The 12,360-nt window shown below is 73.7% G+C and carries 13 protein-coding genes and 1 pseudogene; 4 read left to right on the top strand and 10 right to left on the bottom strand.

What is annotated here, in order from left to right:
- A pseudogene (locus tag ACWCSD_RS35180) lies at window positions 1–267 on the top strand (hypothetical protein); the annotation flags it as partial.
- Here ACWCSD_RS35180 and ACWCSD_RS35175 read toward each other — a convergent pair.
- From ACWCSD_RS35175 to ACWCSD_RS35150, 6 genes are read right to left on the bottom strand one after another with little or no spacing between them, the layout of a single operon-like run.
- Entirely contained in the window at window positions 242–739 is a 498-nt protein-coding gene (locus ACWCSD_RS35175; protein ID WP_352327198.1) for a MarR family winged helix-turn-helix transcriptional regulator, read from the bottom strand. The pseudogene ACWCSD_RS35180 and the gene ACWCSD_RS35175 overlap by 26 nt on opposite strands.
- 45 nt (window positions 740–784) lie before the next feature.
- Entirely contained in the window at window positions 785–2,353 is a 1,569-nt protein-coding gene (locus tag ACWCSD_RS35170; RefSeq protein WP_449921439.1) for an amidohydrolase, read from the bottom strand.
- Complete coding sequence (locus tag ACWCSD_RS35165; protein WP_449921436.1) at window positions 2,350–3,060, bottom strand: ABC transporter ATP-binding protein; 711 nt, start codon at window positions 3,058–3,060, stop codon at window positions 2,350–2,352. The genes ACWCSD_RS35170 and ACWCSD_RS35165 overlap by 4 nt, the downstream gene beginning before the upstream one ends.
- On the bottom strand, window positions 3,057–4,814 hold the full coding sequence (locus ACWCSD_RS35160; RefSeq protein ID WP_397156201.1) for a branched-chain amino acid ABC transporter ATP-binding protein/permease: 1,758 nt from the start codon (window positions 4,812–4,814) through the stop codon (window positions 3,057–3,059). The genes ACWCSD_RS35165 and ACWCSD_RS35160 overlap by 4 nt, the downstream gene beginning before the upstream one ends.
- Window positions 4,801–5,658 carry an ABC transporter permease subunit gene (locus tag ACWCSD_RS35155; protein ID WP_449921434.1) on the bottom strand — a complete coding sequence of 286 codons (858 nt, stop codon included), beginning with the start codon at window positions 5,656–5,658 and terminating at the stop codon, window positions 4,801–4,803. The genes ACWCSD_RS35160 and ACWCSD_RS35155 overlap by 14 nt, the downstream gene beginning before the upstream one ends.
- Entirely contained in the window at window positions 5,658–6,851 is a 1,194-nt protein-coding gene (locus ACWCSD_RS35150) for an ABC transporter substrate-binding protein (protein WP_449921432.1), read from the bottom strand. Before ACWCSD_RS35150 ends, ACWCSD_RS35155 begins: the two co-directional genes overlap by 1 nt.
- A 96-nt stretch (window positions 6,852–6,947) precedes the next feature.
- Here ACWCSD_RS35150 and ACWCSD_RS35145 point away from each other — a divergent pair, with 96 nt between their 5' ends.
- The gene (locus ACWCSD_RS35145) at window positions 6,948–7,883 is read left to right on the top strand and encodes a TIGR03619 family F420-dependent LLM class oxidoreductase (RefSeq protein WP_449921430.1); all 936 of its coding nucleotides are present in this window, start codon (window positions 6,948–6,950) and stop codon (window positions 7,881–7,883) included.
- Window positions 7,884–7,924: 41 nt separating this feature from the next.
- Here ACWCSD_RS35145 and ACWCSD_RS35140 read toward each other — a convergent pair whose 3' ends face one another.
- Both ACWCSD_RS35140 and ACWCSD_RS35135 read right to left on the bottom strand, forming a co-directional pair.
- On the bottom strand, window positions 7,925–8,317 hold the full coding sequence (locus ACWCSD_RS35140) for a nuclear transport factor 2 family protein (protein ID WP_352330080.1): 393 nt from the start codon (window positions 8,315–8,317) through the stop codon (window positions 7,925–7,927).
- Between the two features lie 12 nt (window positions 8,318–8,329).
- A complete protein-coding gene (locus ACWCSD_RS35135; RefSeq protein ID WP_387669562.1) occupies window positions 8,330–9,100 on the bottom strand; it encodes a MoaF C-terminal domain-containing protein in 771 nt (256 codons plus the stop codon).
- A gap of 66 nt (window positions 9,101–9,166) precedes the next feature.
- Here ACWCSD_RS35135 and ACWCSD_RS35130 point away from each other — a divergent pair, with 66 nt between their 5' ends.
- Together ACWCSD_RS35130 and ACWCSD_RS35125 are read left to right on the top strand one after the other, a co-directional pair.
- Window positions 9,167–9,955: an SDR family NAD(P)-dependent oxidoreductase gene (locus tag ACWCSD_RS35130; RefSeq protein ID WP_397156209.1), complete on the top strand. Its 789-nt coding sequence runs from the start codon at window positions 9,167–9,169 to the stop codon at window positions 9,953–9,955.
- Between the two features lie 67 nt (window positions 9,956–10,022).
- Window positions 10,023–10,862 (top strand): DUF1206 domain-containing protein, encoded by an 840-nt coding sequence (locus ACWCSD_RS35125; protein WP_397156211.1) that lies wholly within the window; start codon window positions 10,023–10,025, stop codon window positions 10,860–10,862.
- Window positions 10,863–11,004: 142 nt separating this feature from the next.
- On the opposite strand, the gene ACWCSD_RS35120 is transcribed toward ACWCSD_RS35125, so the two are convergent.
- Together ACWCSD_RS35120 and ACWCSD_RS35115 are read right to left on the bottom strand one after the other, a co-directional pair.
- A complete protein-coding gene (locus ACWCSD_RS35120; protein ID WP_449921426.1) occupies window positions 11,005–12,099 on the bottom strand; it encodes a glycerophosphodiester phosphodiesterase in 1,095 nt (364 codons plus the stop codon).
- Window positions 12,100–12,173: 74 nt separating this feature from the next.
- A partial coding sequence (locus tag ACWCSD_RS35115) for an aldehyde dehydrogenase family protein (RefSeq protein WP_449921424.1) occupies window positions 12,174–12,360 on the bottom strand: 187 nt, incomplete at its 5' end.

The following is a 12,360-nucleotide window of genomic DNA, read 5'->3' as shown; positions in this document are numbered from 1 at the left end:
CACGGCGTGCACCATGCCGCGCACGGCCCCGCGCCAGCGCAGCGGCCACGGGCTCAGCTCGGCGGTGAAGCCGGACCAGTCGTAGTTGCAGCCGGGCACTACTGTCTCGGCGGCGCGCTGGCCAGGCTGGAGATCCGGGTGCTGTTCGAGGAGCTGCTGCCGCGCCTGTCGTCGATCGAGCTCGCCGGCGAGGTGCGCAGGATCCGCTCGAACTTCGTCAACGGCATCAGGGAGCTGCCGGTCAGATGCTCTCCAGGTGCTCCATGACGCGCCTGAGCGAGCCGGCCAGCTCGCGCCGCTGATCGCTGTCGAGCTCCTTGACCACGAACGCCTCCTGCCGGTTGAACTCCGGGAACAGCTCGCGCATCAGCCGCTCGCCGGTCGCGGTGAGCGCCAGCATGACCCGGCGGCCGTCCGTGGGATGCGGGAAGCGGCGCAGGTGACGGTAGGACTCCAGGGTCTTGACCACGCCCGTGAGCGTGCCCTTGGAGATGCCCGCCTCGGCGGCGACGTGGCGGGTCTCGCTCTCGCCCCAGATCCACACCACCCACATCACCACGAACCCCGTCCAGGTCAGGCCGGTGTCGCGCAGGACGGTCTGCTCCAGGTGGTTGCGGATGGCCGAGGAGGCCCGGTAGACGTTCGACACCGCCCACATGGCCTCGAAGTCGATGTTGAGGTCGCCCAGCCGCTGGCCGATGGCCTCCTCGGTCTGGCGCAGCGTGTGGTGTCCCGTCATGGCACGAAAGTATATTCGGTACCTAACAATCTTCACGTCCGCCGCTCACGAACGGGACCAAACGACCCGGCCGCCGAACACCGTCAGGTCCACCGGCGCGGCCACGACGTCGTCGTCCGCCGTCGCCGCGCTGACGCACAGGTCGGCGACCTTGCCCGGGGTGAGCGTGCCCTTCCAGCCCTCGGCGAAGTCCTGCCGCGCTCCGGCGATCGTATAGGTGGCCAGGGCCTCGGCGAGCGAGACGCCCTCGCCGTCGCGGTCGACCAGCGCCGCCACGCCCGCCCGCCAGTCCGGCGCGGTCACCGGCGCGTCGGAGCTGCACGCGGTCAGCACGCCCGCGTCGATCGCCGAGCGGGCCGGCCACTCCTGCTCGGCCGCCCGCGCGCCGAACAGCTCGCGCGTGGTGCCCGACTCCACGCGCTGCAGCACCGGCTGGAGGTTGATCCCGTAGCCCAGCTCGCCGAGCGTGGCCAGCGCCTGCTTCGAGGCGAACTGGCCGTGGATCACGTAGTGGCGGGGGTCGGCCCTCGGGTGCTCGCGGGAGATCGCGGCCAGCGCGTCCACGACGGCGTCCACGCCCCGGCTGCCCACCACGTGCACGCCCGCCTGCAGGCCGGCCACGTGCACCAGGCGCAGGATCTCGTCCAGCTCGGCGACCCGCTCGGCGTCCGTGCCGCCGTGCGTGCACAGCGAGCCGTGCCCGCCCGACGGGTACGCCTCCCGCATCCAGGCCGTCTCCGAGGGCGGGATCCCGTCGGCGAACACCTTCACGCCCAGCAGCCGGACCAGCCGCTCGTCCACGCCGTCCAGGTCGTCCGGCAGGCGGTCGAGGTAGGCGGCGGTGTCGGCGACCGAGGCGCCCGACATCGGGCTCGGCAGGCCCAGCACGCTCACCCGCGCGGTCAGCTCGCCGGCCCGGGCCAGCTCCGCGTACGCGCCCAGCACCCCCGGCCCCATGCCGCCCGCGAACGCCTCCCCGCCGCCCGGCCCGAGGCCCGGCTCGGTGAAGCTGGTGATCCCGGCCCGGTTCAGCTCGGCCACCACCTCGCGCAGCACCCGCGTCAGCCCGCCGGGCGGCGGCGGCACCAGGCGCTGGACGAGGCCCTGGTCCCCGTGGTGCAGCAGGCCGTCGCCGTCGTCGGGCAAGCCGGCCAGCCGGAGCGCGGCGGAGTTCGCCCACGTCGTGTGGCCGGAGAAGTCCTGGAGGAGGACGGGATGGTGGGGGGCGACGTCGTCCAGGTCCGTCCTCGACGGCGACCGGCCCTCGGCCAGCCGGCCGGGGTTCCAGCCGATCCCGCGCACCCACTCGCCGGGCCCGGCCGCGCGTACCGCGGCGGCGACCCGCTCCCGCACCTCGGCGATCGACCCCACCGCGACGTCCACGCAGAACGGCGGGCGGGTCAGGCCGTAGCCGCAGGCGTGCAGGTGGGAGTCGTTGATCCCGGGCAGCAGCACGCGGCCCCGCAGGTCCACCACCTCGGCCGCGCTCCAGCCGGCGGCGTCGCCGACGTGCGCGATCATGCCGTCGCGCACCGCCACGCCGGTCGCGTACGGCCGCGCCGGGTCCATGGTGAGCACCCGCCCGTTGACCAGCAAAAGATCCGCGTTCGTCATGAATCATCTCCCAAATAGGCGCGCCTGAGCGCGGCATCCGACTCGCGCAGCGGCGCGGGGTCGCCGCCGTAGGTGATCGCGCCGTGGGCCAGCACGTACGCGCTGTCGGCCAGGGCCAGGGCGGCGTGCGCGAACTGCTCGACCAGCAGCACCGCGCAGCCCTCGTCGGCCAGCCGCCGGATCACCGGCAGCAGCCGGCGCACGACGCCCGGGGCCAGGCCGAGCGACATCTCGTCGAGCAGCAGCGCCGCGGGACCGGTCCCGATGGCCCTGGCCAGCACCAGCATCTGCTGCTCGCCGCCGGACAGCAGCCCGGCCCGCACGTCGAGCCGCCGTTCCAGCTCGGGGAACAGCTCCAGCGCGCGCCCAGGGTCGCCGGCCAGGGCCAGGTTCTCGCGCGTGGTGAGCGTGGCGAACACGGCCCGGCCCTGCTCCACGTGCGCCAGGCCGTGCCGGGCCCGGTGGGTGCGCGGCCGGCCGGTCAGCGTGGTCCCGCCGAGGACGATCTCGCCCCCGGCGGCGGGCAGCACGCCCGAGACCGCTTCGAGCAGCGTGGTCTTGCCCGCGCCGTTCGGGCCGAGCAGGACGGTGACCTCCCCGCGCGCGGCGGTCAGCGTCACGCCCCTGACCACCGGCTGGCCGCCCCTGGCCACGGTCACGTCCCGCAGCACGAGGTCCATGGGGTCGCCTCCCGTCCGCCCGCTCACGCGGCGGGCTCCTGACCCAGGTAGGCCCGCAGGACGCCGGGCTCGGCGAACACCTCGGCGGGCGGGCCCTGGGCGATGACGCGGCCGAAGTCCAGCACGGTCACGCCCGTGCACGCCGCCCTGACCAGGTCCAGGTCGTGCTCGATGAGCAGGACGGCGGCGCCGTACCGGGCGGGAACCCGGCGCAGCCAGGCGCCCAGCCGTTCGCTCTCGGCGTGCCCGAGGCCGGCGGCGGGCTCGTCCAGCACCGCGACCGCGGGACGGGCCAGCAGCGTCCCGGCCACCTCCAGCAGCCGCCTGCTGCCCACGTCGAGCGCGGCGATCGGGTCGCCGGGCGCCGCCGCCACCAGCCCGGCCAGGCCCTCCGCCAGCTCGGCGTCGCTGAGGGCGCGGCGCGCGGCGAAGCGCAGGTACTCGCGCACCGACAGGCCCACCGGCACCCGGTCCTGCTGGAACGTGCGGCGCAACCCGGCCCTGGCGCGCCGGTGGACCGCCGTGCCGCCCCGGGCCCCGGCGACGGCCACGCCGCCGACCTCGACCAGGCCGCCGCCGGCGGGCACGAATCCGCTGATCGCGTCGACCAGGGACGACTTGCCCGCGCCGTTCGGGCCGACCAGCCCGTGCACCTCGCCGGCGAGCACGGTGAGGCCGACGCCGTCCACGGCCACGACCTGGCCGTACCGCACGCTGACGCCCTCGATCCGCAACGCCGGCGGCCGTCCGTCCGGGCCGGGCGCGGGGAGCTCGGGCGCCGCCGCCGCGGCGGGCACGTCCGGCCCGGCGCCGGACCCGCGCGAGCGGCGGGCACGGCGGGCACGGCGGGAGCGCAGGGCGGCGCGCAGGCCGTCGCTCATGCCCGAGCCCTGCGTCATCGCCTGCACCGCGCCCACCGCGAACACGACGTTCGCCCACTGCTGCGGCACGCCGAACCGCCGCAGCAGCTCGCTCACCAGCACGCCCAGCGCCCCGCCGACGAGCGCGCCCTCGGCGTGGTGGGCGCCCGCCATCACGGCCACGGCGTAGGCGACCAGCGACTGCCCCGGGTCGAAGTTGCGCGAGACCACCATGGCGAGCTGACCGGCCAGCAGCGCGCCCGACACGCCCGCGATGAAGGCGCTCACCGCGAAGGCGCTCAGCTTGGCCCCCGGCACGCTGGTCCCGGCCGCCGCCGTGGCCCGTTCGGACTCCTTGAGCGCCCGCCACGACGCCCCCAGCCGGGTCCGCCGCACCACCGCCAGCGCCACCGCCACCAGGGCGAAGACGCCGCAGCAGAACAGGAAGAACTGGCGGTCGGAGGTCAGCCCCGCCGGACGGCCCACCACCACGCCCTGGCTGACGCCGGGGAAGGAGTTGGCGGCCATCACGACGTCCACGGTCGCGGCGAAGCCCAGGGTGACGATCGCCAGGTGCACGCCGCGCAGCCGCAGCGCCGGCAGGCCGATGAGCAGCCCGAACGGCACGGCGGCCAGGCCCGCCAGGGGCAGCCAGACGTACAGGCCGCCGGGGACGCCCCAGACGTTGAGCTGGGCGGTGGTCCAGGCGCCGATGGCGGCGAAGGCCATCTGGCACAGCGACACCATCCCGGCCTGCCCGGCCACCACGCCCAGGCTCTGCAGCAGCACCCCGGAGATGACCGCCGACATCGCCAGGAACACCCAGTACGCCGGCAGCCCGGCGGCCAGCCCGTAGGCTCCCGCCGCCATCAGGACGCCCGCGGCCGCCCACCGCGCCACAGGCCCGTCAGCGGGACGCATCCCACACCTCCCGCCGCCGGCTCCACACCAGGATCAGCAGGATGGCCGCGAACGGCACCACGTCCCGGTACTGCTGCACCACCGCCGACCCCGCGAGCACCCCTTCCAGCAGCCCGAGCGCCAGGCCGCCGAGCAGCGCCCCGGCCAGCCGCCGCAGCCCGCCGAGCAGCGCCGCCGCGCAGGCGGGCACGATGAGCATGCTCAGCGACAGGATGTCGCTCGACCGCACGGGCGCCACCACCAGCAGCACCAGCGACGACAGCGCGCCGGCCAGGGCCCACACGGTCACGGTGAGCGCCCGGGTGCCGATGCCCAGCAGCTCCGTGGTCACCGGCCGCTCGGCCATGGCGCGCAGGCGCAGGCCCAGCGGCGTCCGGGTGAGCAGCAGCCAGGTGCCCGCGCCGATCACCACGGCCAGGGCGAGCAGCACGACCGCGCCCTGCGTCACCACCACCCCGGCCAGCGTGGCGACGCGGCCCGCGGCCGGGTTCGGCAGCACCCGCGGCTCGTCGCCGAAGGCGATGTAGGCCAGCGCGATGATGCCGATGAGCTGCGCGATCGACACCGCGGTACGGGTCTGCGGCCCGCTCTCGGCGAACCACCGCGTCATCACGAACCCGCACCCGGCCGACACCAGCGCCCCCGCCGCCACCCCGGCCAGGGCCGCCGCCCAGTACGGCCACCCCGTCCCGGCGAGCGCGGCCATCACGTACACCCCGGCCACGCCGGTCGCCGCGACGGCCAGGTTCACCGTCGCGGTCAGCCGGTACATGGCGGTGAGCAGGAGGCCGAGGGCGGCGAAGGTGCCGCCCGCGGCCAGCCCCGAGACCAGGCCCTGGAACATCAGCCGAGCGTCCCCGGGTAGCGCACCCAGTCGCGGGTGACCACGTGCCACGCGCCGCCCTGGAGCTGGACGATCTTGCCGGCCCGGTTGGAGAAGTGCCTGGCGGCCTGCCCGAACTCGTACGGGGTGCCGGTCATCGGGGTCCGGACGGGCTTGAGCGACTGGAAGGCCGCCGTCACCGACTCCCGGGTGATCGGCCCCTTGATCGTCCTCAGCGTGTCCACGAAGTAGGTGGCCGCCAGGTAGCCGCCCTGGCCGAAGGAGGTCAGCGGCGCGTTCTTCGAGGTCATGAGCGTGCGCCAGTCCTTCAGCGCGGGCGAGTCGGCCTCGGTGAACGGCTCGAACTCGGCGTTGGCGTACATGCCGTCCCCGTCGGCGCCCAGGGCCTTGGCGACGGCCTCGGTGTAGGGGGCGGTGGTCATCAGCCAGTCGATCCCGCTGACGCGCTGCTGCTTGACGACCTTCATCCAGGAGATCGCCATCGGCTCGGTGCCGTTGTACAGGACCGCCTGGCAGCCCTCCCGCCGGGCCCGCAGCACGAACGGCGTCGGGTCGGAGTCCGGCTTGACCGTGCGGTCGTCCAGGGTGAGCTTCTTGCCGGTGAGCGCGGTCCAGCTCTTCACGGCCCCGCCGTAGGCGTCGTTGGTGTTGCCGAGGATCGCCAGGAACATGCAGACCTTGTCCCGTTTGAGCACCTCGGAGGCGTAGTAGAGGTTGATCGCCATGTTGAGGTACGGGCCGGTGTTCACCGGGGAGATCGCCGGGGACTCGAAGCAGGTCGGGTCGACGCCGGTGCCCTGCACGGAGACGATCCGCGACTGCTGGTAGAAGGGGGCGTTCACGGCGCAGTCGAGCAGGCTGGCCGAGCCGACCAGCGCCACCACGCCCTGGTTGGTGACCACGTCCCGGGCGGCCTGGGCGGCGGCGGCCGGGTCGCCCTTGTCGTCGGCGCTGACGTACTCGATCTTGTGGCCGTTGACGCCGCCCTGCTCGTTGACCCGGTCGAAGACGGCCTTGGCGGCGGCCGAGGAGTCGGGGAAGGTGACCGCGCCGCTCAGCGAGCTGACGCCGCCCACCTTGATGACGTCGCCGGCGGCCCCGGACGAGGCGGCCGGCGGGTCGTCGGACAGGCCGCACCCGGCGGCCAGCAGCAGGGCGGCGAGCGGGACGGCGAGTGCCCTCATGGGGATCATGGGCGACCTCTCTGCGGATTTTGGAGGGATCGTAAGGTGCCAAACGATTGGGTTCAAGAGCTAGCTTGCTGAAGATCGTTCGGGTATGAATGCAAGATGAAGCAACCGCGCATGCAACTCGTGCTGTCCGAGAACTGGACGATGACCTCGGCCCGCGACCTGCCGGTGCTGGTCCGGTGGGCGCGTGAGGCCGAGGACGCCGGGTTCGACTCGGTCATGATCAGCGAACACCTGGTGCTCGGCCCCGACGCCGGCGCCCGGGGCCGCATGGCCAACCCCCGCGAGTACGCGCTGCCCGGCAACCAGGACCCGTTCACGCCGTGGCCGTACTCGCTGGGCCTGCTGGCGGCCGTCGCCTCGGTCACCACCCGGCTGCGCCTGGCCGCCGCCGCGGTGCTCGCCCCGCTGCGCCACCCGCTGGCGCTGGCCCGCGAGCTCGGCACGCTCGACCTGCTGTCGCAGGGCCGGCTCGTCGTGCTGCCCACCGTGAGCTGGAGCCGCGACGAGTACGCCGCGCTCGGCGTGCCCTTCGAGCGGCGCGGCGAGCTCCTCGACGAGCACCTGGAGATCTGGGAGCTGCTCTGGCGGGACTCGCCGGTCACCTACCACGGCCGGCACTACCGGTTCGACGAGGTGTACTTCGAGCCGAAGGCGTACCGGGAGAGCGGGCCCGCGCTGTGGTTCGGCGGCGTGCGGATGAGCGGCCCCCTGCTGCGCCGGATGACCCGCTGGGGCAGCGGGTTCAACCCGCTCGGCTACCCGCCCGCCGAGGACATGAAGGCCCTGGCCGACGGCATGAAGGCGGCCGGCCGGGACATCGGCGAGCTGGAGCTGGCCGGCGGCACGCGGGCCGTCTTCCCCGACGCCGTCTCCTGCGCGCCGCTCGGCCCCGCCCTGGAGCACATCCCGGCCCGGATGGCCGAGGGGTACACCACGTTCTGCATCAAGCCGTCGCAGTTCATCGACGACCCGGACGGCGTGGGCGCGTTCTGCCGCGAGGTCATGCGCCGCGTGGGCGAGCTGACCGGCTGAGGACGTCGCGCGGCCGGCCCTCATCCGGCCGCGCGACGGGATCATGGGACGAGCGCCTCCCGGACCAGGGCCGTGTCGGTGAACTGCTCGAACCGGGTGGCCACGCCGTCCTCAAGGTGCCAGACGTGGGTGAAGCGCACCCTCATCGACTTGCCGGTGGCGCGGTAGGTGCCGCTGTAGTGGCCGATCACGACGACCACGTCGCCGCCGTCCACGAACTCCTCCGGCTCGGCCTGGTAGCCGTCCCACTCGCTGCCCAGCTTGGCGAACACCTCCGACAGCACCTGCTGCGGCCCCACGTACGTGCCCGCGTACGGGAAGCCGGCCATCTCCGTCCACCGGGCCTGCGGGCCCAGCAGGGACACGATGCCGTTCACGTCGCCGGCCGCCGAGGCCGCGTAGGAGGCGCGTACGGCGTCGAGATTGTCGCTCATCTGTGTTTCTCCTCAGACCGGTTCCTCACCGGCCGGATAGGTGACCTGACCCAGCGGCTCGATGTGCGCGCCGCCGGGGGAGTGGTGGATCTCGCCCTCGCCCGACAGGCCGAAGAAGGTGCCGACCGTGCGCAGGGCCGTCCAGTCGTAGAGCCAGGTGGCCGCGACCGGGATGCGGAACTCGCGGAAGGTGAACACGTACAGGCCGTCGGCGATCTTCCAGGCGGCGGCGAGATCGACGTCGCCGTGGCCGCGCTGCGCGCCGGCCAGGCACTGCCAGGCGTAGCGCTCGGAGCTGAGGTAGACGTGCTCGTAGAGGTGCTCGGGGCTGTAGCGGTACAGGGCCCGGCGGCCGATCAGCTCGCGGGTCGGCGCGGGCGGCTCGCCGGTGACCTCCCGGCCCTCGATCACGCCGGGCGTGAACGTCTGCGACACCCGCGGCTGCCCCGGGACCGGCTCGGGCGCGATGACCGAGACCACGCGCAGCGCCCGGCCCGTGCTGGTGTGCAGGACGGTGACCGTGTACTCGCGGGGCCGCTCGGCGTGCGCGCGGCCGACGTAGAACAGGTCCTCGCGCATGGCCACGGCCTCGTACGGCTCGGCGGGGCCGCCGTCGGCGTGCAGCTTGTACCGACCGGCGAAGGCCAGGGACGTCTTGCTGCCGTCGTCGAAGGTGAGGTCCACCTCGGTGCCCGCGAGCGCGTACGTGGCCGGAAGGCGGTTCGTGGCGATCCCGGGCGCGAAATCGTCCATGTTCTTCCAACCGGCAGGGCGATCGGTCATGGCCGCTCCTTCCTCCACGAATTCGTCTATGAAATCATATAGCTTCCCGTTGCAAAGGAGTAGGCGATGAGGCTCAAGGGAAAGGTCGCGCTGATCACCGGGGCGGGCACCGGCATCGGCGCGGCGACCGCCCGCAGGTTCGCCGCCGAGGGCGCCTCGGTCATGCTGACCGGGCGGCGTCCCGGGCCGCTGGCCGAGGTGGCCGCGGACCTCGGCGACGCGGCGGCCGTGGCCTGCGCGGACATGTCCGACACCGGCCAGGCGCGGGCGGCGGTCGAGGCGTGCCTGGGCCGCTTCGGCGGGCTCGACGTGGTGGTGGCCAACGCGGGCGGTCACGGGGGCGGGCCGGTCGGTGAGACCGACGACGCGTCCTGGCGGCTCAGCCTCGACGCCAACCTCAACACCTGCTTCGTGACCTGCCGGGAGGCGCTGCCGGCGCTGGTGCGGGCCAAGGGGGCGATCGTGGTCGTGTCGTCGATCGCGGGCCTGGCCGCCGGCCCGGCCGTATCTGGATATGTCACGACGAAACACGCGCTCATCGGCCTGACCCGCTCGATCGCCCGCGACTACGGCCCCCAGGGCGTCCGGGCCAACTGCCTGTGCCCCGGCTGGGTGCGCACGCCTATGGCCGACGAGGAGATGGACGTGCTGGTCGGCCGGGACGGCATCACCCGCGACGCGGCGTACGAGCTGGTCACCAAGGACGTGCCGCTGCGCCGCCCGGCCACCGCCGACGAGATCGCCGCGATCTGCCTGTTCCTCGCCTCGCCGGACAGCGCCGTCATGACCGGCAGCGTGGTCGTGGCCGACGGCGGCGCCACGGCCGTTGACCTGCCCACCCTCGCCTTCGACTGATCGGCGACGCCTAGAACGCCGTTTCCCGGGCAAAGGGGAGTTCTTCCGCAAACCCCCAGGAGGAACGGTGAGCACCGCACAGAGCGCGGGCCGCGACGCCATGGACGCGGGCCGCGAGGCCAAGAACGCGGCCCGCAGAGCAGCGGACAGCCCGGCGATGACCACGCTGGCCCGCATCGGGCTGGCCTGCCGCGGCGTGCTGTACGCGCTGATCGGCGTGCTGGCGTTGCAGATCGCCTTCGGCGACGGCTCGCGCCAGGCCGACAAGTCGGGAGCCATCACCACCATCGCCGGACTGCCCTTCGGCCAGGTGCTGCTGTGGATCATGACGGTCGGCTTCGCCGGGCTGGCGTTGTGGCAGGCGTCGGAGGCGCTGTTCAGTCACCGCAAGGCGAGTGACCGCGCGCAGTCGGCCTTCCGCACCGGCGTGTACGTCCTGATCTGCGTGACCTTGCTGAGCGTGCTGCTGGCCGGTCAGGCCAAGTCCGACGACAAGCAGTCGCAGAACCTGACGAGCAAGCTGCTCGACCTGCCCGGCGGCCAGGTCATCGTCGGCCTGATCGGGCTCGGCATCGTCGCCCTCGGCGTCTACTGGATCCACGAGGGCGTCACCAAGAAGTTCGAGCGCGAGCTCGACCTCGGCCGCATGTCGCCCAAGGCCCGCAAGGTGATGGAACGGCTGGGCCAGGCCGGCTACATCGCCCGCGGCGTGATCACCGGCGGCGCCGGCGTCTTCGTCGGCTACGCGGCGGTCACCTTCGACCCCGACAAGGCGGGCGGCATCGACGCCACCCTGCGGCGCTTCGCCGACACGCCGGTGGGGCCGTGGCTGCTCGCGGTGGTGGCCCTCGGGCTGCTGCTGTTCGCGGGCTACTGCTTCGGCGAGTCCCGCTGGCGCCGTACCTGAGGCCGTCCCGGCGGCGAACCGGCGGCGGGTCCCCGGCACGGGGGCCCGCCGCTTCGTGTGCGCGCCCCGGTCAGGAGGGGCCCGCCGCTTCGTGCGTGCGCCCCGGTCAGGAGGGGCCCGCCGCTTCGTGCGTGCGCCCAGGTCAGGAGGGGCGTCCGGTGACCACCGCGCGGCCCATCGCCGGGTCGTCGCAGAACGCGCCGTCGATGCCCAGCTCGATGAGCCTGGCCAGCCAGCCGGCCACGTCGCCGGTGGCCCGCCCGTAGACCGGGCTGGCCGGGTTCCCCCTGCGGTGGTCGGCGGGCAGCTGGGAGTTCTCGTTGCGGATCGTCCACACGTGCACCTCCAGCCGCCTGCGGTGGGCGTCCTGGACCAGCGTGGTCGGGGGCAGCGTCGCGCCCGCGGCGTCCACCGGGACCACCCGGCGGGTGTCCACGCCGATCCCGGCGGCGTACCGGGCCACCTCGCGCAGCCCGTCGGGGGTCACCATGTCGTCGTAGGTGCGGGTGCTGCCGGCGGCGACCCAGTCGTAGGGCGCGCCGCCCGAGGTGATGAGCTGGATGAGCGGCAGCCGCGTCCGTCCGCGCAGCTCGCGCAGGTTCGCCGTCTCGAAGGACTGGATGTACGCCTTGCGCACGTGGTACCGGTTCAGCACCTCCAGCAGCGGCTCCTCCAGCGACAGGCCGATCGAGTCGAAGTACGTCGGGTGCTTGGTCTCGGGATAGACCCCGACGCCGTGCCGCTGCGCGAGCTGGACGACCTCCTCGAACGTGGGGATCTCGGCCACCCCGTCGAAGGCGGTGTTGTCCGGCCGCAGGTCGGGCACGCGTTCCTTGGCCCGCAGCGTCTTCAGCTCGGCCAGCGTGAAGTCCTCGGTGAACCAGCCGGTGACCGGCCGGCCGTCCACGGCCTTGGTGGCGCGCCGATCGGCGAACTCGGGGTGGGCGGCCACGTCGGTCGTGCCGGAGATCTCGTTCTCGTGCCGGGCGACCAGCACGTGGTCCTTGGTGGAGACCAGGTCGGGCTCGATGTAGTCGGCGCCCATGGCGATGGCCGCCTCGTAGGACAGCAGCGTGTGCTCGGGCCGGTGGGCGCTCGCGCCCCGGTGACCGATCACGACGGGGGCCTGGCCGCGGCGCTCGGCCGTGGCGGATGGCGTCTGGGTCAGCACGACAGCGACCGTACCGCCGGCCAGGACGGCGGCCAGCACGCTCGCGAACAACCTGCGCGTCGTCATGCGGGCACGGTAGACCGCCGAGATGGCCCGGACGTTACGCCCGGGCGCACAGTGAAGGACGTGGCGGGACGGGTTCAGCCGAGGCCGAAGCGGGGGATCGGCAGGTCCTCGGTGGCGACGTGCACGATGTGCGCCTCGGTGTAGACGTCGATGCTGTACCGGCCGCCCTCCCTGCCCAGGCCGCTGGCCTTCACGCCGCCGAAGGGCGTGCGCAGGTCGCGGATGTTCTGGGAGTTGATCCAGAGCATGCCGGCCTCGACG

This window comes from Nonomuraea sp. NPDC001684, assembly GCF_053596515.1.
This window is presented reverse-complemented; position numbering and strand designations above follow the sequence as displayed.